This window comes from Pedobacter hartonius, assembly GCF_900107535.1.
In the GTDB taxonomy this organism is placed as follows: Bacteria; Bacteroidota; Bacteroidia; order Sphingobacteriales; family Sphingobacteriaceae; genus Pedobacter; species Pedobacter hartonius.
In genome coordinates this window covers 532,280-554,956 of the sequence record NZ_FNRA01000002.1, presented here as the reverse complement: position 1 = coordinate 554,956, position 22,677 = coordinate 532,280, and the positions used below count along the sequence as shown (strand labels likewise).

The following is a 22,677-nucleotide window of genomic DNA, read 5'->3' as shown; positions in this document are numbered from 1 at the left end:
AACTCCTTCGGGTACGCTTTTCTTACTTGTGACATAATTTCTGTTAAGGTATGTAATTCTCTTAACTTACTGTCTACTCAAATATAGCAACTCCAGAGTTTTTAAACGATGATAAAAAGTATCCATTAGATCCTCTTTTAAAAATGGCAATAGGGCATTTCCAGTTTGAGGCTATACATCCTTTTCGAGATGGAAATGGAAGAACTGGACGTATCTTTAATATTCATTACTTAACTAAAAAAGGCCTTCTTGATTATCCTATATTATTTCTAAGCCGATACATTATCGATAATAAAGATGAATATTATGGAGGGTTATCTGGAATAACGCAAAGAGGTAGCTGGAAGAAATGGTTATTATACATGCTTAAGGCTGTAGAGGTAACTGCAAATATTACATACTATAAGATAAATGATATCATATCTGCTAAAGATGCTATTCTTGAGGCGATTATGGATGACAATGAAATCAGTAGACCAGAAAGTCTTGTAGATGCGCTATTTACACAGCCATATACTAAAGTAAGGCATTATACTGACCGAAAGCTTTTTGCGGAAAACACTGCGCGAAAATACCTCGATAAACTTTCTGATATGGGTATTTTAGAGAAGAGAATAATGCAGGGCAATAGCTATTATTTAAATCTTGAACTTTATCGCATCCTTTCAGAATAGGTTTAAATCCGTTTCACCACCATTTCAAAATACCCCTTCAGACCCCAGAACCTCAATAACCATCTGCAAATCATCCATAAAATAGTTTAAAATCAGAATCTTCGCGGCCACAAAAGTTCGGTAGTACTTAAATACTACCGAACTTTTTAACTTTATTTCCTCTATATGCAGTAGCGTTTAATAACGCTAGCATAGTTTATTTAAGAATGTAGATGGTCATCATTCAAGACTTTGGTTGTTTAATAAAAGTCGTTTCTAATGAGAAACAAAGAAATCTTCTTAAGAGCTAAGATGTGGCTAGAATGGTTAATGAATAGAAATCAAGAGAAACCACATTTTAATGTGGTTTCTCTTTGAATTAATAAATTTATTTCCTATTTTTAATAAAAACCACATTATAATGTTATTATCACTTGGCAACTCTATCAAAAATAGACGGAAGGAATTAAAGCTTACACAGTCTTATTTGGCCGACCTTGCAGGGGTAAGTGTAAACACCATCTTTAAGATAGAACAAGGCGAAGCCAATCCTACTATAGAAGTATTGACAAAAATAGCAGAAGTACTGGGCATGGAGATTAAACTGGTAATAGGAGGTATCAACGAACGGACTAATGAGGAAAGCTAAAATATTTTACAACAAAATTCTAGCCGGAAGCTTAATAGAGGAAGGCAGTAATAATTATGTGTTCACTTATGATGAACATTATTATAATGATCATTCAATGCCCGCTATAAGCCTGACTCTTCCAAAACTTAGGCGGGAATACCGATCGACCTACCTATTCCCGTTCTTCTATAACATGCTAGCCGAAGGAGTAAATAAGCAGCTACAAAGTAGGCAGTTCAGAATAGATGAAGAAGATGCCTTTGGTCTACTCCTTGCTACAGCGGGAAATGATACTATCGGGGCTATAACAGTAAAACCAAGTAATGATGAGTTTATTGGAAATAACTAACTGCCCGGGAACCCTGGCTGAAGGCTATCATACATATAGTCCTATTGCACTGAAAAGAATGTTCGGTGGAAAAAAAGTTAGTCATATTCTACCCTATACATCCTATAAGACAGACAATGTAGACGTAGAAAAGTTCATAGAGAACAGGAAGAGGATCTCTATCTCTGGTGTGCAAGAAAAATTATCTCTTCTGCTAGAAAAGAATCGTATCAGGCTAACCAGTGAAGGCGAACCAGGCACCTATATACTGAAGCCCATCCCAAGAGATGTCAAGAAAGTAGATCAGGTTCCGGCTAATGAACACCTAACTATGCAGATTGCCAGGCAAGTCTACAAGATAGATACTGCTGAAAATGCATTGATCTTTTTTGAAACAGGAGAGCCTGCATATATCACCTTAAGATTTGATGTAAAACCTAACGGAAATAAGTGGAGAAAAGAAGACTTCGCAAGCCTGGCCGGAAAATCAAAGGATACAGACGGAGCAGATTATAAGTATCATTATAACTATGAAGATTTAGGTGCACTAATCCGGAAGTATGTTCCCTCATGGCGCGTGGAAATCGAGAAATACTTTAAACTCGTTGTGTTCAATTATCTTTTCTCCAACGGAGATGCCCATCTTAAGAACTTTGGACTGCTGGAAACTGCTCAGGGCGATTTTGTCCTAAGCCCGGCATATGATCTGCTGAATACAAAACTCCACGTAAATGATCCAGATTTTGCATTAGATGGAGGACTTTTCGCTGATGGCTTCAAATCTAGAGATTGGGAAAAAAATACGGCACCAAGCCACTTGGATTTCGAAGAATTTGCTAGAAGGATCGGCATTCAAGAAAAAAGGATCAGCGCTCTATTAAAGTCATTTCTGGAAAGGCAGCCCTTGGTAGAACAATTGATCGCCCGATCTTATCTCGAAGATTCTCTGAAGAAAGGCTATCTTAACAACTATAATAAAAAGAGAAATTTGCTAAGCTGAACTTAAATCGATTGAATGATGATTGGAATCTTCGCGGCCACAAAAGTTCGGTACTACCCAAGACTACTGAACTTTGTGTTTCTTGCAGTTTTAAGTCCTAGAGCACATGTGGTGTCATTCTTGGTTATAATCTGAAAAATTTGTTATTTCAGTCATTATAGTCTGAAATATTTGTAAATATGTCCGCTTTAACGAAGTGTAATCAGAAAAATTTGTATTTCTGGACAGCTATGCCCAGTTGTTGAACAGGTATTATTGACCTGATTTGTAAAAAGCTCGTTAAAGTATTTGGTCAAAGTTGTTCTCGATGTGATGCCCAGGATTTCTCCAATAAATTTTGGTTTAATGTATGGTTGACTATAAATAGCCTCATTCACTTCTTTGCTATACCACTTGATGTTCAACTTACCGTGAGATATACTGGAATTTGTAGTTGCTAGTGCCCAAGAGGTTATAACGAGTTTTTTCATTACCTCTATATCCTCTTACATATTCTTAGAAGGCGGAAGGAGAGGGAGATTATCCAATCCCATGACCATTTCAAGATCTCCCTTCACGTTCCAAAATCTCAATAACCATCTGCAAACCCTCAACAAAAAAGTTTGAAACCTGAACATTCGCGGCCACTTATTAAATTACTGAAACTTACAGCAGAGTCTGTCTCAGAAATAGAAACAGACTCTTTTTTTGAATGTTCAATGTGGTGCTGATGATCCCTGCCATTTAATTTGACCTAAATAAACGCTGTCAGAAACTTTGGAATGATCATCCGAAATAAAGGCGATATAGATTTCTGCAATCTGATTTTTTACAGTCAGGGGTAGGATCTCATATCCTGATGACCTTCTTGATCCGCTTCTTATAAAATTTGCATTAGCTGTTTCAGGATAATAGGCCAAAACCATAGCGAGATCGGTTCTTTTAGCCCCTTTTTCTGGGGAACTTGTATCCCAGGTAAACTTTAATCCTTTTTCGACCACTTCTGCCGCAAGGTTTTTAGGTAACGGTAGTTTGCCGCTCGCAAATAACACCTTGGAGTAATCAACGTACAGATTGGGAAATGTGCCCGAGATCGCCTCCCGAACAATGCTTGAGGCCGCATTATGGAAGTTCCATGTCTTGTGCTTTTTCGCTTCATAAGCGAAGCTGAACTTGATAAAATCATTGACAGGGGTAATAAGATCGGTAGCCAGCTTTGTCCTTAGCCGCGTATCAGTCATTTCTGAATCCTTCTTTTTGTTACGTTCTCCAATGGAACGGATAATATTTTCATCGTTTAGGATATAGGCTACTGCTTTGCCTAATTTTCCCTTTAAGGGGCCGTTAAAGCCATTTGTTAATTTTGCCATAATTATAATTTTAATTGTTTATTCAAACTTACTATAAATGTATTGTAACTAAAAGTAAATCAATGTGTTGTCTCAATTTGTCGCTAATTGTCGTACAATTGAGAGCAATGATCTTGCCTGATAAGATATGGGTGTTTAAGCTATAGCGGGGAACAATCGGAGTTACGTATGCAGATCAGTATCCATTTACAAGACTTTTTAGAAGGGATCAGCTGGGGTTAAGCTGTCCGGCGGCTAGGACAAGGCTAGGAGATCCCCGCCTAATGGCTACATGAAGGCCTGATTAACCTTTAACGGTGTGTAAACGGTTAGCCTGAAGGTCCTATACTACTATTCAGATATCTTTCAAACTGTTTAGCGATAAGGGGAATAATAGCATCAATATCAGTTTAGGGCAAGCAAATTCGATTTAAATACGGATATACCGGATTTTTTATTGATGATGCAGGATCATCAATCATTACTGCCATTAATTGTCCGTTCAATGTGATTATAGTTCCTCCAGATTCTCCAGGCAGAAGTCTGCGCGCAGCAAAATAGCATCGCGGTCATGCAGGGCCATTTTGTCCCATAGCCGGTAAACCATAGAAAGTCTGAAGTTATTGCTCAGCTTATCTCTGTGGCGGTCATGGAAATCCCAGTACAGGCTATTAAAAGGACAGGAACTTTCACCAATTCTTTTTGTCCGGTCGTAATGACAATTGTCGCAATAATTACTCTGTTTATGGATATAATTGGCACTTGCGGTGTAGGGCTTTGATCCGATGATGCCCCCGTCCGCATATTGGCTCATCCCTCTGGTATTGGTGATTTCCACCCACTGAATGGCATCAATGTAGATGCCCAGGTACCAGAAGTCTACCTCGTCCGGTTTGATGCCAGCCAGCAATGCAAAATTGCCGGTTATCATGAGTCGCTGGATATGATGGGCATAGGCATGGTTTAGCGATTGGCCAATACTATGTTTCATACAGTTCATCTTAGTCTTTCCGGTCCAATACCAGCCGGGCAATTTTCGTTGATGGTCAAAGTAATTCAGTGTTTCAAAACCGGGCATCTTCAGCCAGTAAATTCCACGCATATATTCACGCCAACCTAAAATTTGCCTGACGAAGCCTTCCAGCTGGTTGATTGAAATGGCCTTTTTATTCTGCTCCCAGGCTGCATGAGCAGCTCCAATCACTTCCCTTGGAGAAAGCATTTTAGTATTCATGCTGAAAGACAGCCGGGAATGGTATATAGACCACTCATCAGTGTGCATGGCGTCCTGGAAAGTGCCGAAAAGCGGCAGGCAATTTTCGGTGAAATAACGTAAAAGTTCCAGCGACTGTTGCCGGTTCACTGGCCAGTACAGGTTCTGTAGATCTATACTGCCTATGGTTTCAATCCCGGCATTTCTGATGCGGTCATATTGTGGCTGTACGGCATTGTTAAACAATAATGGTAAGTGGGGCTTATGGGTCTTTGGAAGTTTATTGCGGTTATCTTCATCGAAGTTCCATTTTCCTCCCACAGGTTCGTCGCCAGCCATTAGTACATCATGTTTTTTACGCATTTCACGATAAAAGTTCTCCATCAGCAAGCCCTTTTTTCCGGTAAAGAACGTAGCCAGTTCATCGCGGGTGGTATAAAAATGTTCGGTATCATAAGCCTGGCAGGGAATCTTCAATGTGTCGCAATAAGCTTTCAGTTCCTCATCAAGCCTGTACTCGTCGGGGAGCTGATACTCAAAACTTTCAATATGATATTTTTTTATGAGGGCATCACAGTTGGCAGAAAAGCTTTGTTTGTTCGCAGGATCATCCAGTTTAAAATAAAGCGTATCATGACCATCGTTATTCAGCGTTTCGGCGAAACCTTCCATTGCAGCAAAGAAAGCACAGGCTTTCTGTATGTGGTGCCAAACGTAATCTGTTTCCGTTCGTATTTCCATCAGCACATACAACGTGGATTGATCTTTATGCGAAAACCATGAATGCTGAAGATTGAGCTGATCGCCCAAAAGGAGTCTGAGTTTTTTGTATGTGCTTTCCATGTTTATCCTGATTCTTTGACTGCAGCAGACCGAAAACAGATTGATGGACAGCTTTTATCGTTTAAAATGACACAACATATAATACAGATATTTAGTTTCGGCCTGCTTTCATATTAATGATTATCATTGCAATTAATCGCAGTTCATCTTATCAAATCCTAAATCTGAAAAAGTGATTTTATCCCGGTTAAACCAATCTGAAGGCCAACACAAAATATTAAGAAAGCAGATATTCTGTTCACAATATTTTCGCCGTTTGATCCCAGATAATGGATCATATTTTTGGTGTTGAGATAAAAGAAAAAGATCATTAGGCACATGACCAAAATAGACAAAAGTATTGCGCCCGTATTCAGAAAATAAGCCTGACTCCCGAAAGCTGCGCCGTGTGCACTTAGCGTAAATAGAACTGAAATGGTGCCGGCGCCTGTAGTAGCCGGAAAGGTGATTGGGTAAAATAGTTTGTTGACGATATGTTTATATGCAGACACATTCAAATCTTCAGCAAGGTCATCCGAAGCAGTTTTTTTCTGATCGGAAGATATAAACTCCCAGCCCATTTTACAGATCATGATACCACCAGCAAGTTGTATGACGGGTATAGAAATGCCGAACAGCCTTAATATCCACTGACCTGCAAACAGCGAAACCGTGCAAACCAGAAATGCATATAAGGTTATTGAAGTAACTGCGGCCCTTTTCTCGGCGCTGTTCAAATGCTCAAAAAATGGGCTCACCATAAAAGCGGAGCCAATTGGGTTAACTACCGGAAATAATGCAATAATACCGATGAAGGTCAGATGAACGAATGATTCATAAAATTCAGGCATAAGCTTTACCGGGTTGTTTTTGCTAAGATAGTAATAGTTAGGACCCTTGGCCTATACCGGTAAGTATTTATCGAGTGTTTTTCCATTTTTGTAGGAAGTTGAACTTTCTAATTTCATAATTTTTTGCTCCTTAAAAATTGAAAGCCCCTTCCCGAGGGCAACCGGGCTCCTGAAAATAAAATATTCGTCAATAAGATTTTGGCTGATCAGTGAACTGACAAAATTGGCGCCGCCGTATACCATGATATCCCTGCCGGGTTCCTTTTTCAGCGCATGCACCGCAGCAGCCAGGTCTCCGTTTTCCACTTCTAAATTTCTGCCCTTAATAGTGTTTAGCGTGCGGCTGAAAACAATTTTACGCATATTGACCATTAATTGAGCCAAAGGTTGTTCCGGACTGTCGGGCTGGTTGTCAACTACATTTTCCCAATAATCAATGAATCCCCGGGTCATGTTGCGTCCAAGCAAAATGGTATCACAGCTATCAGCCAGTTCAATTACTTTCAGGAAAGAGGATTCGTCCTTTTCACCAGCGGCCCACATCCAGTCTAACTGCCCTTCCGGCCCGGCTACAAAACCATCAAGAGTCATTTGTACCTGTAATTTTAATTTCCGCATAACAATTGTTTTAAAGAGTGCTTCGTTCTATTACAAATATCCACAAGTAATCCATCGCATCACAGGTGTAGTCGTGACAAAATAGGGGGTGATTTGCGTAATAAACTGAATAAAACGAGAACTTATTTAATCATGGTCTGTAATTTTCTTTTTTGCTACCAATAAAATTTTGTCATAGGACATAATGGTATTTTGGGAGTTCGAAAAAGAAACGCGCTACTCTCCCTGAAGATAGAAGCATGTCTTTTTTTTATTAAAATACGACTGATAGTCTGACATCCACCAGTTTGCTCCCGCAAATTGTACAATGTATTCCTTCCCTAGTTCGTCAAGATAAAACATCCTGAAAATACCAGACAGGATCATATATTCAAAGCTGGCCTGCTCGCCTTCCTGAATTAAATATTGATGTTTTTTACCCTTTTCAGCGTAAAAAATGTTTTGATGTAGTCAAACTCTTCATCACTGACAGGGGTAATTTCTTCAATGTGTTTTCGTAGTCTATCCATGAACAGGTCCTGGTATGGATTAAATATAGGGATCCTTTATATTTCCATTGCTACAAATCTATTTTTAATTTCCTGTGTTACATATGAAAACGAGAAATTATGTGGGTTTTATGGGCTATTCTGGCGGCTATATCGGCGGCTATCATTTTATTCATTATATTCCTGAAAGAAAAGATCACCTGGCAACTGGTACTTGGCGGAACGGTAATGATTGCTTTTTCAGGTTCTGGAAAATAAGAGGAACGGTGATTCACAGATAAAGCGGAACCATTTTTCTCCAGTAATGTGGCCTGTGGGCATTGCTGGCCCAAATGTACAATTGATTAGGAATAGCCTTATTCCAAAGCAGTTGGCTAAGGTCTTTGTTACTATATAAAAAAGGATCATTCTCCCCAATAGCCAGAATGATCTCCACATTGCGTATCGCATTCAGGAGGACTTCATCATCCAAATTGGCGATATACTGCCGGGGCATATTGTAGTAAACAGAGTCGTCACGGAACCCGTCCAGCAGGTCTTTAAAGTCGCCTGGATTTTCGGTAAGGTCATATCTGCCGCTGATGCCCACGGCCTTTTTGAACAACAAGGGATATTTCAGCGCAAGATTGATGGCATGATAGGCACCCATGCTGCATCCGGCAGTTTCAAGATAATTCCCGCTGTTTTTTGAATAAATTAATGGGATGACCTCCTGCAGCAGGTATTGCTCATATTGCAGGTGACGCGAAATACGGGACTGCGGGTGGATATTTGCATTATAAAAGCTTTCGGCGTCAATGCTGTCTACACAGAAGACCTGTATTTCGCCGTTATTGATCTGCTGGCTCATTGCTTCGATAATGCCCCAGTTTTCATAATCATAGAACCTGGCCGTGCGTGTAGGGAAAAATAGAACAGCCCGGCCGCTATGTCCGAATATTAACAGCTCCATGTCCCGCTGCAATGCCGCGCTAAACCATTTGTGATATTCTCTGTTCATTTCGAAAGCTTATTATAAAGGGGAAATATCACTGTTACATATTACTGTGGAATTAAATAAGGGTTAACAATTTCCTTCCATAATTTATAACCTTTTTCATTCAGATGTAATCCGTCCTCCAGAAAAAGCTCTGGCATGGGATTGCCTGACTTGTCCAGCATTTTTTTAAAAACATCAATAAACGTCCAGTTCTTATTCACTTTGATGATCTCGCTTTCTATCAGGTTATTGGTATATTTAAACTGTTCCGCCATATTCCAGCGGCTGGGGCTGGGCTTTAATGAAATAAAGTAACATGGCAGGTTCCCGAAACGGTTTGCGGTATATACCGCCAGCTGCTGAAAAAATATCAACACCTCTTCCGGATGTCTTCCATCGCTCAGGTCATTGTCCCCGGCATAAACATACAGCGCCTTCGGCTGGTAATCAACCATGATCCTTTGGAAGAACCATACGCAGGCAGCAAGTGTAGAACCGCCAAAACCAAGGTTTACTATATCTTTCTTTGGAAAATCATTAGAAAGACTGCTCCACATCCGTATGGTGGAACTACCGTAAAAAATTATCTCAGGATCATGCCCTCTTTTTAAGCGCTCTTTTTCAAGGTGCTTTACCTCATCTTCGTACCAGTACATTTAACGTATATGTGTTCGAAGTAAAGATAATAAGATATGGTATACAGAAGGCGTATTTTCAATATTTAGTTAAATTTTCATACAGCTTTTTTCATACTCTTTTTTTATTCCTTTACGCATTGTTAACGCGTTGTAAATATTGCAGTTGTACCTTGCACATGTAAATTAAATTTACAATGCTATTAGCAACTCTTAAACCTTCCCTGAAATTATCCTATCTGATTTTGCTGGTTTTTACCACATTGAATTGTCAGTCTCAGAATATTCTGCTCTATCATGGTTTCTCGCATAACGATTACTGGCACAGGCGACCGCTGTATGATGCCCTGGATAAAGGATATGTAAATATCGAGGCAGATGTTTATCTGAGAAAGGGACAGCTGATCGTAGCACACTTTCTGCCGGTGCTGAAGAGAAAGAAGACACTGGAACAACTGTATCTTAAACCTTTGATGGAGGGCATCATGGGAACGAATAAAGCCAAAACGTACATCAGCTAATGCAGGTGAAGAATAGGCGTATTGCATAAAATTTCCAAAGCCGCCTTTAAGTGCAAGGTAACCACCATCCACAACCTGCTCCTGAACCGTCATTGCGGCCTGGATAGAGGTTTTATAATTTATTGCTATACGTGATAATACGCTTTAAATATGGCTTTTAACTGGTTAATATCCTGCTTTGTTGCTTCTTAAAATATACTTATACTTGAAGTGGTATGAACAATGGGTACCATATATGGGTTCGATCAAAAACATACTTAAGCCTGATAACTTGTAAAAAGATACGTATAAATGAGAAAGCTGACAATGATAATGAGTGTGTTACTCCTGTTAAATGTAACCGGTTCAAAGGGCCAGTCGAAAAGTAACCCTTATTTATTTGCGTATTTTAAAGGCAACGGGGAAGACGGCCTGCATTATGCCTATAGCGAAGATGGCTACAAATGGGCCGCCTTAAAGAATGACCTGTCTTTTCTCAGTCCAACTGTAAGTAAGGATAAACTTATGCGCGACCCTTGTATCATCAAGGGTAAAAACGGTGTGTTCCATATGGTCTGGACAGTAAGCTGGAACGATAAGGGAATCGGTTATGCCTCCTCAAAAGACCTTATTCACTGGAGCCCTCAGGAGTTTATCCCCGTGATGGCCAATGAAGAAAATGCCCGCAATTGCTGGGCCCCGGAAATCACCTATGATGAAGCCTCCAAAACGTATATGATCTACTGGGCAACTACGATCAGGGGGAAATTCCCCGAAACTGCCAGCACAGCCGATGACGGATATAATCACCGTTTATATTATACAACCACGAAGGACTTTAAAACCTATACTGCCACCAAACTGCTTTATGATCCCGGTTTCAACTCAATTGATGCAACAATTGTGAAGGATGCAGGCCAATACATCATGTTCCTGAAAGACGAAACCCCTGAACCTGCACAAAAGAACCTGAAAATTGCCTATAGCAAGAGTTTAACCGGACCATATACCGCGGCTTCCGCGCCCATCACCGGAAAGTATTGGGCAGAAGGACCTACCAGCCTGAAGATGGGGAACACCTGGCTGTTATATTTTGACAAATATACTGAACACAAATACGGGGCGATAAGTTCTGAAGACCTGAAGACCTGGAAGGACATATCTGACCAGATAAGCCTGCCGAATGGGATAAGGCATGGTGCAATTTTACAGATCTCTTCAAAAGAACTGGGAAAACTGCGCGCACAGCAATAAAGAACTCGGCCTGCTCCATCAATAAAATATCATTACGATTAAGAAATAAAATTTATTGGTTATTTTGCAGGGAATCATTACCTGTATAATTAACCAAATAAAACATGATGAAACAAATGAAGTTACTGCCAGTAATTGGAATGCTCCTGTTCAGCCTTTCTGTAAATGCGCAGGGGTTTAAACCCAATGCCAGGCTGCTAAAAACCATTCGTACCAATTTCTCAGCCGCTGATGCACAGTATAAACTGATGATGAAATCCCTTGATGAGGGCCGGTTTCCTAAAACGTTTGACCTGAAAAGCGGGAAGCTCGTGACCAGTGATTCCGGCTGGTGGTGCAGCGGTTTTTATCCGGGCACCTTGCTGGAAATCTATGCGCAGACCAAAGACCCTGCTTTGCTGACCGAGGCGAACCGTATGCTGGGCCTTTTAGCTAAGGAACAGTACAACACCTCTACGCATGACCTTGGTTTCATGATGTACTGCAGTTTCGGCACGGCGCTAAAGCTGGATCCAAATCCCGAATACAAAGAAATTCTGATCAATAGCGCCAAATCCCTGTCTACCCGATTCGATCCTAAAGTGGGATGTATCAAATCATGGGACAGCAAAAAAAAGGAGTTCCTGGTGATCATCGACAATATGATGAACCTGGAGTTGCTGTTCTGGGCAACGCGCGTAACGGGCGACTCCAGTTATTACAAGATCGCTGTTACCCATGCCAATACAACATTAAAAAATCACTTCAGGCCTGATTATAGTTCTTACCATGTGATCAACTATAACCCTGAAACCGGCCAGGTGCAGAAAAAACAAACCGCGCAGGGATATGCTGATGAATCTGCATGGGCAAGAGGACAGGCATGGGGCCTCTACGGGTATACCGTAATGTACCGCGAAACACATGACAAGAAATACCTTGATCAGGCCAACCATATCGCCTCTTTCATCCTGAACCATCCCCGCATGCCTAAAGATAAAGTCCCCTACTGGGATTTTGATGCACCGAACATCCCGGACGCATTGCGTGATGCCTCTGCGGCGGCTGTCATGTCGTCCGCTCTTTTTGAACTTTCACATGATGCTGGGCCGAAAGAAGCAAACCTATACTTTAAAACTGCTGAGAAAATGCTGCAAAGTCTTTCCGGAGCACCTTACCAGTCCCTTCCGGGCACAAACGGAGGTTTCCTGCTGCAGCACAGCGTAGGGCACCTACCGCAGAAATCTGAGGTGGATGTGCCGCTGACCTATGCAGATTATTATTATGTGGAAGCGATGAAGAGGTATGAAACTATCAACTCATTTAAATAAAAAATAATGAAGAAGGTCTTATTACTATTGCTCCTGTCGGCATCAGGCATGCTCACATTCGCACAGGGCAATTTAATCACCAATACAGGAGCGAGAAAGGCCCTGAGCCTGAATGGGAAATGGCAGTATATCGTTGATCCGTATGAAACCGGCTTTTATGACTACCGGTATAAGGAGCTGGATGAAAAAAATCCTGATGCGTACTGGAATACGGACGTGCAGGCAAATAAAACAGAAAAGAAGGAACATGGCTATATAGAGAAATACAGCCTGAATGTACCGGGCGACTGGAACCACCAGCAGCCGGAGTTTACCTTTTATGAAGGGACCATCTGGTATAAAAAATCCTTCGATGTAGAAAAAACTGCTGCCGGGCAGCGGTACTTCCTTTATTTCGGGGCAGTGAATTACCGTGCCGACGTATTCCTGAACGGCAAAAAGCTGGGCATGCATAAAGGCGGTTTTACACCGTTTAACTTTGAAGTTCCGCAGGCGCTGTTAAAGGATAAGGATAATTTCCTGGTGGTGAAGGTAGACAATAAGCGGCATGCCGATGAGGTGCCTACACTGAATACCGACTGGTGGAACTATGGAGGGATTACCCGGGAAGTTAAACTGATCACCGTGCCAACTACTTTTATCCAGGATTTTGTCGTACAGCTAAAGAAGAATTCTACAGGTAAAACACCCGGGAAAACGCCGGAAGCTGAAGGTTGGGTAAAGCTGAACCAGGCGCCAGCTGCGGGAGAAACCCTTACCATCGAGATACCCGAACTGAAATTCAAAAAGAAGATCGCCGCAACGGGAGAAACTACAGCCCTGAGCTTTAAACTGCCAAAGGTAGAATTATGGTCGCCCGAAACGCCAAAACTCTATACCGTGATCATCCGTACCAAAAATGATGAGACTACAGATAAGATCGGTTTCAGGACCATAGAAGCACATGGTACACAGGTATTACTGAACGGCAAACCAATATTTATGCGTGGCATCTGTATCCATGGAGAAATCCCGCAGGAAGTGAGACGCGCCTATAGTGAAGAAGATGCGGAACAGCTGTTACATCAGAGCATTGAACTGGGCTGCAACATGGTGCGGCTGGCGCATTATCCGCATGATGAAAAGATCACCCGTCTGGCCGACTCGCTGGGCATACTGGTATGGTCCGAGATCCCGGTTTACTGGACCATAGACTTCGGCAGTGCTGAAGTGCTGGAAAAAGCGAAAGCCCAGCTGACGGAAATGATCACGCGCGACCATAACCGTGCAAGTGTGATCATCTGGTCGGTAGGCAATGAAACACCAATTAGCCAAACGCGGACAGATTTCATGCACAGCCTGCTCACAAAAGCCCGGGAGCTGGACAATACCCGGATGGTTTCGGCAGCCCTGGAAGTGAACTACAGTGCGCTGAATGACAAAAATATTATCGATGATCCGCTGGGTGAATTCGTAGATCTCGTTGCCTTTAATGAATATTTAGGCTGGTATGGTGGTTTACCCGATAAGTGCCGTACCACCAGCTGGGACACCCCATACAATAAACCGCTCTTTATCAGTGAAACCGGAGGAGATGCCAAGGGAGGTTTTCATGCAGACTCGCTTACCCGCTTCAGTGAAGAATACCAGGAGTGGTACTACAAAGAGCAGATAGCCATGTTTAAACGTATGCCTGCAAAGTTTGTTGGCATTTCCCCATGGGTACTGGCAGATTTCCGGTCGCCAAGACGTAATAACCCTTTTTACCAGGAGGGCTGGAACCGCAAGGGCTTTTATGACGATAAAGGCAATAAAAAGAAAGCTTTTTACCAGCTGAAGGCCTATTACGATGAAATGAAAAAACCAAAAAAATAATCATTCAGCTTTTCGCTAATCATTGATATCTTAGCACCATGTCATCGCACCATATAGTAAAAGAGAAACAGGAGCCCGCCTTATATATTCATAACCTGGGAAATTTTGACGAAGAGTACCTGGGGCAGATCCTGGAATGGAGCCCTACCCTGATCGTTAACGGCGAAATTTATGAGAAAGTGATCAGCCTGGGCCTGAAGGTAGATGTGGTACTGAATGGCGTTGATGGGCTTGCGATGCAGGAGAATACGAAATCCATTATCGGGCCCGGGGATGCTTATAATACGGTCATGAACTACCTGATCTCAGAGAAATACCCTGCCGTGAACGTTATTGATGAGGAAAAGAAACTTTCTGATCTGGACTATTACCTGCCCAGGATTAATATTGTGCTTTTCAGCTCTACCGAAAAATCTTACGCCATTAAAACTGGGTTCAGCGTATGGAAACCTGCGGAAAGTATTTTTCTGATAGATGTGGTCTCTTATTTCGAAGCAACCAACCTGATGCAAAAGGACGAGCGTGAGTTTGAGGTGGTCAAAGATGGTTTTGTAGAGTTCAGCTTTACGACCACTGAGTATGTGTTTTTAACGGAGAAGTTATGATTAGTTTAAGAAAAGCCAGAGAGGCCGACCTTCCAATTATACAGTATATCGGCACAATCGCCTACGGGCGTACTTATGTGCCCATTCTGGGACAGGTACAGGTGGATTATATGCTAAATAAGATTTATGCTATAGCCTCCTTAACTGAGCAACTGATGGAAGGGCATATCTTTATTATCGCTGAAGTGGCCGGAAAAGATGCAGCGTTCGCCTCCTATTCTACGCTGGTAGAAAATGGGCACCCGGTCGTTAAATTGCACAAGCTCTATGTTCTGCCTGAGGCGCAGGGACTGAGCATTGGTAAATTTCTGATCAACGAAGTAAGGGATAAAGCAATTGAGCTTGGTGCCAAAGGACTGCTGGTGAATGTCAACCGTTATAATAAGGCCCGCGATTTTTACGAAAAGGCGGGGTTTAAAATAAAAGAAACCGTCGACATAGAAATTGGCGACGGTTTCTTTATGAATGATTATGTAATGGAAAGGACCTTATAAAGCTAACCCTTAACTAGTTTACCAGCTTGGGAATTCTTACCGGTGCATCCGTTCCTTTTACAATGCTCCTTGCACTTAAGGCTACTGCTCTGATCACCGATAAAATGTTTTCGGTATCCAGCGAGCTGTATTCATCTTTTACGCTGTGATAAAGTTTATCGATATCAATCTGGTCAGTGCTGATCGTGTGCGCTGGAACGCCTAAAGCAGCAAGTGTGGCATTATCGCTTCTGTAAAACAGGTTTTGCTCAGTATACGGGTCCGGATGGAAGGTAAATGCCGTCCCCTCCAGGTTCTTTTGCAGGATCTTCCCGAAATCAGATTTATCGTAGCCCGTAATAAAGGCAGTATTCTTTCCGAACTTGCTTGCTTTGCCGATCATTTCAATGTTAAACATCGCCACCACTTCATCAGGGTTCAGCTGCTGTGAAAAATACTTTGCGCCATACCCGCCTATTTCTTCAGCCGTAAAAGCAACGAAGATCAGCGTGCGTTCACTGTTATTTAGTTTTTTATAATATCTGGCAAGGGCTATCATTGCGGTAGTGCCCGAAGCATCATCATCGGCACCGTTGGCAATGCTGTCCTGTCCTTCGGCTTTGATGATACCTAAATGATCATAATGTCCGGAGAAAATAACAATTTCCTGTGCTTTGGATTTGCCCGGGATCATTCCTGCTACATTAAACAGCGGTAATTTTTCAACGGCATACTTTAGTGCAACATTGAATTCTTTGATTGCGGTATCAGGCGCCAGTACTAATACTGAAGCAGATGGCTTTGCCTGCTTAAGATCTTTTTCATCGATGGCCGCGCCTTTTGCAAAATAGGATTTCATCAGGTTAAAATCAGCAGCAAATTTTGGATCTACCAATACGAGCTGGCGTTTTTTACTGTTTAATACTGCACGCAGCTGCCCTTTAAAGGGTTTCGAGGGATCAAGTTTTATCCATCCGTCACTGTTTGACTGGGTAAAGCTTACGTTTTCCGAAGTATTCGAGAGTACGAGTACGTCTGAAGGGGCAACGGCTTTTCCATCAATGAAAACGTCTGTACTTTGAGGGTTCAACTGGTATTTATAGAATGTTTGTCTGTAACCCGTGGCACCTTTAAGTGGCTGAAGGCCTATCTTCTTAAATTCAGCTGCGATGAAAGTGGCTGCTTTATCAATTCCCGGAGTAAAGGTCCCTCTGCCCTGCATGTCATCACTGCTCAGTGTTTTGATCAGGTTATCTACATAGTCTTTGGTGATTATTTTATCAATGTTCTGGGCCCTGGCCGTTTGCGCTATAAAAAGCACAATCAATGGATAGTATAAGTATTTCATTTTTTTGTTTTTTCTCTTAATCTTCCAGATGCTCATGGTTGCTGAAAGGTACTTGCCCGGTAAGTTTTCTTTTTTGCCGGTCGATCTCAGTGGATACCCTGGTATCATGTACCCCATCGGTGACAGAGATCTCGTAATCCCTGTCTTTCAATGAAGTATGGATCTGGCTGTCTTCTACGTTTTCAACCGACCTGTCATAAGGGCCCCTTGAGCTCATCATTTTTACAAATACAGGAAGGCATTCAAAAAAGATAAATAACAAGCCTATAAAAGTAACTGCCAGTGCGGTTGTGGTATCCCGTGTGCCATCGGTATTAAAGCTCAGCTGCCCTAAAGCCCAGTTACGATCGGCAAAGCCGGCAATACTGCTGAGGCTGTCCAGTTGTTTGCCCGTATAGAGCCTTTCCGACAGTAAACCATCGAACTGTTTTCTGCCATCCACAAAATTCTCCATTCTCCTTACATCCGAATTCAGCGAATCCAGGTTCTGTTCTCTCTGTTTTAACTCTTCCTCTTTCCTTTTCGCGTAGGGGCCATAACCCATGATGCCGGATGTTTCTTCTGTCTTGGTACCAAATACTTCAAAATTCAGCTTCTGCCTGTCTGACTTTATGCCGCTGGCCAGTGAATCTCTCTGGGCTTTAGACTCGTTCAGCTTATTGAGTTCTATAGTGTACTTGTTAGTGAAGGCTTTATTGAGTGTGTCTATCTTTGAGCGCTGGTTATTCAGGTAACTCACCTTCAGCCGCTCCTTAATTTCTTTATCAAATATCTTGAGCTCCAGGGGGCGGGAGATGACCATCCCGATCATGATGGCCAGTAAGATCCGGGGTGTTGCCTGGGCGATCTGTTTCCCGGAGGATGAGTTTTTGTTGATGCTGGAAACAATATACCGGTCCATATTAAAAATAGCCAGCCCCCATAATAATCCGAAAAATATGGCAAACAGGACTGCTGCGGTATCTCCTTTAAAAACGAAATACATTGCGTATCCTCCAGATAAGGCAGCAAAAAGGCCGGTAAAGAAGATAGTAGCCCCGATACCTACATATTTGTTATGTTCAGTAGGGTGCTTTTCTAAGGTAGACTGATGTACGCCGGAACAGAACCAGAAGAAACGAGTAAGTGCATCCATGATAAAAACAAAGTTAAGAAAGAATACTATTAAACGCCCGGTCTGCCAAGTTGTTACAGCGGGAAGATAAGATCAATAAATTTTGACTTGTGCTTAGCATTTAAGTTATTGATAAACTTTATATTTGACAAGTGATGGATCAGATAAATCCATATAAATGCTACGATTATGAAAGAAGTTACTGTACAAGAACTGAAAGAAAAAATAGACAATAACGAAGATTTTCAACTGATTGATGTAAGAGAAACTTTCGAATATGAAACCTCTAACCTTGAAGGAGAGAACATCCCTTTGGGAGGATTACTGATTGAGATTGACAAAATTGCAACAGACAAACCAGTGATCATGCAATGCAGAAGCGGACAGCGCAGTGCGGCAGCGGTAATGCAACTGGAGCAGCGCGGGTTTACCAATGTGTACAATTTAAAAGGGGGAATCCTTGCATGGAGACAGGAATTCGATCCAGGTATGCCTGTGTACTAAGATGAAGAAGAAGATTGCATTTAACACATTCTATACACTGGGTATTGTAGTTTCTGTAGTTGGCCTGAAATGGGCTTTCCAGGCACATAATTACCCTGTTGTAGGTCTTCTTGTTGCTACGGCATTATTTTTCCTGTACCTGAAGATCAACATCGTAAAAGAGGTGAGAACGGGGATCAAGGATAAAGAAAAAAGTATCAGTTCTGCCGTTAAGGACGAAACAAATTAACCGGAAGACCTTTCAGACCCAGACCTGGAAGGTCTTCCAGTATATACCTGCCGTTTTCCATCTTCGGTGTTTCAAAAGGATTGTTGGTGGTGAGGTGTGGCCCGTCCAGGTCTGCCCAGTCGCACAATGGCGCCAGCGCAATCCCCGCCTGGGTACCCACAGAGGTTTCACTCATGCAGCCAATTAAAACTTTCATGCCGTAAGAACGGGCTTTTAAGATCATCTGATGTGCTTCGTACATGCCGCCGCTTTTCATCAGTTTTATATTGATGCCATGGTAAGCTCCTTTGAGGCCTTCTATATCTGACAGCCGTTGCGCCGCTTCGTCTGCAAGGATAGGAATAGGGCTGCGTCCGGTGAGCCAGGCATTTCCTTCCAGGTCGTGTTTATCCATGGGCTGTTCAATCAGTACTACTCCCTGATCATGCAGCCAATAGATCAGCTCAATGGCTTTCTTACGGTCTGTCCAGCCCTGGTTGGCGTCCACATACAAAGGCAGATCACTTGCGCTTCTAATGGTTTGAATGAGTGCCCGGTCATCATCAGAGCCCAATTTGATCTTGAGCACTTTAAAACCTGTTGCATCTGCAACCTTTTCTCTGAGCACCTCGGGTTTGTCAATCCCAATGGTATAAGAGGTAATCGGCATTTTTGCCGGATCGGCTCCGTAAATTTCATAACAGGGTTTCCCCAGGATTTTGCCGTTGATGTCGTTTAGTGCAATCTCTATCGCCGCCTTTACCGCGGGGTTTCCTTTTTCAATACTGTCCAGGTAATCAATGATCTCCTGGAAGTTGAAGGGATAGGAAAAACGGTTCCAGTTTACTTTCTGCAGAAAACTTTCTGCAGTAGCGTAACTTTCACCGAGATAAGGCACCATGGAGGCTTCTCCGTATCCGTCTGTGTTTTCGTATGTTAATTTCAATAACAGCAGCGGCGTGCTTGTTCTGGAGAAACGTGAGATCGCGAATGGGTGTTTGAGTTCGAGATTAAATGCGATATGGGCTGCCTGCATCGTGATAATGGGATTGGTACTCAAAGTTAAACGATCGGAAGCAAATAATAGCAATGCAGGGGTGAATGATTCATCTCCAACACTTGACTTTCATGGATGACCAAAGTGGAAAGGCCCAGCGGTTTTGCTACCAGTCCGGAGCAAGCGGCAGTTGTTACCTTCACTAAAGCCTGACCCAATGCGTAACTTAGAAAGGGCTTGTTAGGTTTTAATGGTTTTTGAGTGAATGGGTTAAGGATCCTAAGGGGTCAAGTGGGACAATTTTCTCTCCATATGACTAATATTGTTATTATATTTGTTATATTTGTTATATGGAAATGCTAATTATTCAGGAAAAAAGAGTAGTCATAGTTTTTTGGAAAAATAATATAGAGAATCCTTTTGAAGTATTTTCTAATTTAAAAAACTTTTGTTTAAGCTATCCGCAATTTAATTATAACACCGTAAGTAATTATTTGAGTAAGGCTAAAGTTGCGTATGAAAATCAGGAAATACGAATAGAACGTAAAAATATTATTTCTAAGCCTAAGCCTGTTCCCGAACCTCGAATTAGAAAAATAGTACCTGTACTAAGGAGGGTTATGATGAAAAATGCCAATGATGAACAACGTGACCTGAAATATTGGTTGGGCCGACCAGTTAAAGAGCGTGCTGCTGCAGTTACTCACATCATTTCTCAATCTTTAAGAAATGGACAAAGAATGGATAAAACTAAGCTGGTAAAGAAAAGAATATACACATGACGTTAGCCGAAGATTTTGAAGATTTTGTTAAATTGTTAAGCCAGCACAATGTTGAGTACATGGTTGTAGGAGGCTATGCACTGGCATTTCACGGCAAGCCTCGTCACACGGGGGATCTCGATATTTGGATTAATGTATCTGAAGAAAATGCAATTCGAATGCTCAAAGTTGTGAATGATTTTGGATTGCAATCTCTTGGCTTCCAGAAGGAGGATTTTTTAACTGAAGGATTAATTAGCCAGATCGGATACCCACCATTAAGGATTGATGTGCTGAACCTCATTGATGGAGTTAAGTTTAGTGAGGCGATCTTAAATATGGAAAAGATAGAACTCGAGAATGATCTTGTCATCAACTATATCGGCCTTAATGATCTCGTAAAAAATAAACAAGTCTCCGGCCGCAGACAAGACATCACCGATGTTAAGACATTACAAAAGTTAATGAAATTTAAAAAAGGCAGTTTTCCAGATACATCCAATGAAAATTAAAAACATGTAAATAATAGACTTTATTGTCCAATACAGTTTGTCCCTTTTCTGTCACCTATGCGCCACACCAAACCGCATTAGAAATAATATTCCTAATATTGTGCCCCTATGGTCAGCTCAATCTATCAGCCCTTTAAAAACTTTGATTTTAAGTATGAAAACTGCTTTTTAAGCGGCAATACTTTCAATACACCTATTATACAGACCAACGTATTACCTGCATGGCTACTGGAAATGGCAAATTTTAGCGGTGAAGAGCAGATTCAGCTGCTGGATGAAACCATCAGGTCATATAATAGCTTAAATGTGCCTGTGAACGAGGAAGTACAGACCCATTTTATTGAGCCGCTGGAAGAAAAAATTGCCGCGGCCTTTGCGGTAGGTTATGATGCAGTCTCGAAACTTGAAGAAGGAGAACTGTTCAAATGGGTAGGCAAATTCCTGTACAGCCTGATCTATATTGAAATGCACGCTGCGGTGGGGCAGCAGCAGTTGAGCAGCGATGGCTTGAATATGTCTCAGGGACTGATGCACAAGTTTGGAAATCTGCAGACGATGATCCAGGGAATCTACCTGAATGTAGAGTTCGAAGACTTTACGCCCTGGTCCTTTGTGGTCGTGCCGCTGGAAGGAGATGATATTTCATTTAGTTTCCGAGATGAGATCAATACGCTTACCTTCTCGCTGAAACTTAAGGATTTCGGGATCATTGCCTGCCTGCAGGACAATGGTACCAATAAGAAATACCACCAGGAAATACTGGATCAGATCGGGTCTAGTCCGGTTACGGAGCAACAGTTTGAAGAGCTGAGTGCCAGGTTCTTTTATTCAGCATACCTTTTTAACCGCCTGCCTGAATATACCATCATGCCTGTGGAAGGGTCGATTTATATTGATGCAATGCCTTTACGAGGAACGATGAACAAAGCACTGTTTGACCTGTGGCAGCACAAAACCTACGCGCAGGTGCTGGAGAGTTTCTGGAAAAAATGGGGAAACCTGCTGATGGAGATCAGGAAAGACCCGAATAACCCAACCAGCTATTTCAGTCCCCCCTCCTTACCGGAGGCAGATTAACCCTGCCCGGTGATCGTCGCAATAAAATGCGGCACAATGCCCGGTACAAGCAGAACCGTGACCACAATACCGGCAATAGCCCCGTATAAATGGGCATCATGGTTGATGTTGTCCCTCGAGCTCTTAGACATATAATAACTGTATATCAGATACAACACGCCGAAAAGTGCTGCCCAGATCGGGATTGGCAAGGGGAAGATGATCAGTGTATTTAAGGGATAAAACAGGATGTAGCTAAACAGCACCGCTGAAATTGCGCCTGAAGCCCCAAGGCTGTGGTAGTTATAGTCATTCTTATGTTTAATCACCGATGGGATATCACTTAGTACGAGCCCGACAAAATATAGCAGGCCAAAACGAGCGCTTCCAATGGTGGCTTCAAGGGTAAAAGCGAAGGCATAAAAGGTAAACATATTGAATATCAAATGCATCCAGCTGCCATGAATGAGCCCGCTGGTAATCAGCGTATAAACGTTTTGTTTGCGGTAAACACTATAGGGATGAAGCATGAACTTTCCGTAGAGGCCAGCGTCATTGAGCGCATAAATACTGGTCACTAGTGTAAATATAAAGATAATGGAGGCGACGGGCGTATTCTGGAGGTATTCTATCAT

Annotated in this window: 27 protein-coding genes; 16 read left to right on the top strand and 11 right to left on the bottom strand. The window is 42.1% G+C overall.

What is annotated here, in order from left to right; translation table 11 throughout:
* Window positions 1–83 precede the first annotated feature (83 nt).
* The 4 genes from BLW16_RS06000 to BLW16_RS05985 all read left to right on the top strand — a co-directional run bounded on the left by BLW16_RS06000 (window position 84) and on the right by BLW16_RS05985 (window position 2,612).
* Entirely contained in the window at window positions 84–674 is a 591-nt protein-coding gene (locus BLW16_RS06000) for a Fic family protein (RefSeq protein ID WP_262497149.1), read from the top strand.
* A gap of 400 nt (window positions 675–1,074) precedes the next feature.
* Window positions 1,075–1,302, top strand: a complete 228-nt coding sequence (locus BLW16_RS05995) for a helix-turn-helix domain-containing protein (protein WP_090555645.1) — start codon at window positions 1,075–1,077, stop codon at window positions 1,300–1,302.
* On the top strand, window positions 1,289–1,633 hold the full coding sequence (locus BLW16_RS05990; RefSeq protein WP_090555644.1) for a HipA N-terminal domain-containing protein: 345 nt from the start codon (window positions 1,289–1,291) through the stop codon (window positions 1,631–1,633). The genes BLW16_RS05995 and BLW16_RS05990 overlap by 14 nt, the downstream gene beginning before the upstream one ends.
* A complete protein-coding gene (locus BLW16_RS05985; protein ID WP_245735138.1) occupies window positions 1,608–2,612 on the top strand; it encodes a type II toxin-antitoxin system HipA family toxin in 1,005 nt (334 codons plus the stop codon). The genes BLW16_RS05990 and BLW16_RS05985 overlap by 26 nt, the downstream gene beginning before the upstream one ends.
* A 695-nt stretch (window positions 2,613–3,307) precedes the next feature.
* Here BLW16_RS05985 and BLW16_RS05980 read toward each other — a convergent pair.
* From BLW16_RS05980 to BLW16_RS23985, 5 genes are all read right to left on the bottom strand, one after another.
* Window positions 3,308–3,961, bottom strand: a complete 654-nt coding sequence (locus BLW16_RS05980; protein ID WP_090555642.1) for a DUF6266 family protein — start codon at window positions 3,959–3,961, stop codon at window positions 3,308–3,310.
* A gap of 490 nt (window positions 3,962–4,451) precedes the next feature.
* Window positions 4,452–5,996: a cryptochrome/photolyase family protein gene (locus tag BLW16_RS05975; protein WP_090555641.1), complete on the bottom strand. Its 1,545-nt coding sequence runs from the start codon at window positions 5,994–5,996 to the stop codon at window positions 4,452–4,454.
* 158 nt (window positions 5,997–6,154) lie between these two features.
* A complete protein-coding gene (locus BLW16_RS05970; protein ID WP_090555640.1) occupies window positions 6,155–6,826 on the bottom strand; it encodes a MarC family protein in 672 nt (223 codons plus the stop codon).
* Window positions 6,827–6,877: 51 nt separating this feature from the next.
* Window positions 6,878–7,444, bottom strand: coding sequence for a dihydrofolate reductase family protein (locus BLW16_RS05965; RefSeq protein WP_090555639.1), 567 nt, complete (start codon window positions 7,442–7,444; stop codon window positions 6,878–6,880).
* A gap of 216 nt (window positions 7,445–7,660) precedes the next feature.
* A complete protein-coding gene (locus BLW16_RS23985) occupies window positions 7,661–7,810 on the bottom strand; it encodes a cyclic nucleotide-binding domain-containing protein (RefSeq protein WP_394332005.1) in 150 nt (49 codons plus the stop codon).
* A gap of 226 nt (window positions 7,811–8,036) precedes the next feature.
* On the opposite strand from BLW16_RS23985, the gene BLW16_RS23165 reads away from it, so the two are divergent.
* Entirely contained in the window at window positions 8,037–8,213 is a 177-nt protein-coding gene (locus tag BLW16_RS23165; RefSeq protein ID WP_175470486.1) for a hypothetical protein, read from the top strand.
* Here BLW16_RS23165 and BLW16_RS05960 read toward each other — a convergent pair.
* Window positions 8,204–8,932, bottom strand: coding sequence for an esterase family protein (locus tag BLW16_RS05960; protein ID WP_175470485.1), 729 nt, complete (start codon window positions 8,930–8,932; stop codon window positions 8,204–8,206). The genes BLW16_RS23165 and BLW16_RS05960 overlap by 10 nt on opposite strands.
* 41 nt (window positions 8,933–8,973) lie before the next feature.
* Window positions 8,974–9,567 (bottom strand): GDSL-type esterase/lipase family protein, encoded by a 594-nt coding sequence (locus tag BLW16_RS05955; RefSeq protein WP_090555638.1) that lies wholly within the window; start codon window positions 9,565–9,567, stop codon window positions 8,974–8,976.
* A gap of 176 nt (window positions 9,568–9,743) precedes the next feature.
* Here BLW16_RS05955 and BLW16_RS05950 point away from each other — a divergent pair, with 176 nt between their 5' ends.
* The 6 genes from BLW16_RS05950 (at window position 9,744) to BLW16_RS05925 (ending at window position 15,563) form a co-directional block, all read left to right on the top strand.
* Complete coding sequence (locus BLW16_RS05950; RefSeq protein ID WP_090555637.1) at window positions 9,744–10,067, top strand: PI-PLC domain-containing protein; 324 nt, start codon at window positions 9,744–9,746, stop codon at window positions 10,065–10,067.
* A 291-nt stretch (window positions 10,068–10,358) separates the two neighbouring features.
* Window positions 10,359–11,300 carry a glycoside hydrolase family 43 protein gene (locus tag BLW16_RS05945; RefSeq protein WP_090555636.1) on the top strand — a complete coding sequence of 314 codons (942 nt, stop codon included), beginning with the start codon at window positions 10,359–10,361 and terminating at the stop codon, window positions 11,298–11,300.
* A gap of 116 nt (window positions 11,301–11,416) precedes the next feature.
* Complete coding sequence (locus BLW16_RS05940) at window positions 11,417–12,610, top strand: glycoside hydrolase family 88 protein (protein ID WP_217631511.1); 1,194 nt, start codon at window positions 11,417–11,419, stop codon at window positions 12,608–12,610.
* A gap of 6 nt (window positions 12,611–12,616) precedes the next feature.
* Window positions 12,617–14,464: a glycoside hydrolase family 2 protein gene (locus BLW16_RS05935; RefSeq protein ID WP_090555635.1), complete on the top strand. Its 1,848-nt coding sequence runs from the start codon at window positions 12,617–12,619 to the stop codon at window positions 14,462–14,464.
* A gap of 38 nt (window positions 14,465–14,502) precedes the next feature.
* Window positions 14,503–15,069 (top strand): thiamine pyrophosphokinase, encoded by a 567-nt coding sequence (locus BLW16_RS05930; RefSeq protein WP_090555634.1) that lies wholly within the window; start codon window positions 14,503–14,505, stop codon window positions 15,067–15,069.
* Entirely contained in the window at window positions 15,066–15,563 is a 498-nt protein-coding gene (locus BLW16_RS05925; protein ID WP_090555633.1) for a GNAT family N-acetyltransferase, read from the top strand. Before BLW16_RS05930 ends, BLW16_RS05925 begins: the two co-directional genes overlap by 4 nt.
* A 13-nt stretch (window positions 15,564–15,576) precedes the next feature.
* On the opposite strand, the gene BLW16_RS05920 is transcribed toward BLW16_RS05925, so the two are convergent.
* Window positions 15,577–16,890 (bottom strand): M28 family metallopeptidase, encoded by a 1,314-nt coding sequence (locus BLW16_RS05920; protein ID WP_090555685.1) that lies wholly within the window; start codon window positions 16,888–16,890, stop codon window positions 15,577–15,579.
* Between the two features lie 16 nt (window positions 16,891–16,906).
* Window positions 16,907–18,025 (bottom strand): DUF4407 domain-containing protein, encoded by a 1,119-nt coding sequence (locus tag BLW16_RS05915; RefSeq protein ID WP_090555632.1) that lies wholly within the window; start codon window positions 18,023–18,025, stop codon window positions 16,907–16,909.
* 168 nt (window positions 18,026–18,193) lie between these two features.
* Here BLW16_RS05915 and BLW16_RS05910 point away from each other — a divergent pair, with 168 nt between their 5' ends.
* Window positions 18,194–18,508, top strand: coding sequence for a rhodanese-like domain-containing protein (locus BLW16_RS05910; RefSeq protein WP_090555631.1), 315 nt, complete (start codon window positions 18,194–18,196; stop codon window positions 18,506–18,508).
* 1 nt (window position 18,509) lies between these two features.
* Window positions 18,510–18,737, top strand: a complete 228-nt coding sequence (locus BLW16_RS05905) for a DUF6358 family protein (protein WP_090555630.1) — start codon at window positions 18,510–18,512, stop codon at window positions 18,735–18,737.
* On the opposite strand, the gene BLW16_RS05900 is transcribed toward BLW16_RS05905, so the two are convergent.
* Window positions 18,718–19,776, bottom strand: coding sequence for a dipeptide epimerase (locus tag BLW16_RS05900; RefSeq protein WP_317039938.1), 1,059 nt, complete (start codon window positions 19,774–19,776; stop codon window positions 18,718–18,720). The genes BLW16_RS05905 and BLW16_RS05900 overlap by 20 nt on opposite strands.
* Before the next feature lie 287 nt (window positions 19,777–20,063).
* Here BLW16_RS05900 and BLW16_RS05895 point away from each other — a divergent pair, with 287 nt between their 5' ends.
* From BLW16_RS05895 to BLW16_RS05885, 3 genes are all read left to right on the top strand, one after another.
* Window positions 20,064–20,495, top strand: a complete 432-nt coding sequence (locus BLW16_RS05895; RefSeq protein WP_090555628.1) for a hypothetical protein — start codon at window positions 20,064–20,066, stop codon at window positions 20,493–20,495.
* Window positions 20,492–20,986, top strand: coding sequence for a nucleotidyltransferase (locus tag BLW16_RS05890; protein ID WP_139298263.1), 495 nt, complete (start codon window positions 20,492–20,494; stop codon window positions 20,984–20,986). The genes BLW16_RS05895 and BLW16_RS05890 overlap by 4 nt, the downstream gene beginning before the upstream one ends.
* Before the next feature lie 108 nt (window positions 20,987–21,094).
* Window positions 21,095–22,063, top strand: a complete 969-nt coding sequence (locus tag BLW16_RS05885) for a hypothetical protein (protein ID WP_090555627.1) — start codon at window positions 21,095–21,097, stop codon at window positions 22,061–22,063.
* On the opposite strand, the gene BLW16_RS05880 is transcribed toward BLW16_RS05885, so the two are convergent.
* A complete protein-coding gene (locus tag BLW16_RS05880) occupies window positions 22,060–22,677 on the bottom strand; it encodes a rhomboid family intramembrane serine protease (protein WP_090555626.1) in 618 nt (205 codons plus the stop codon). The two genes, BLW16_RS05885 and BLW16_RS05880, sit on opposite strands and share 4 nt — an antisense overlap.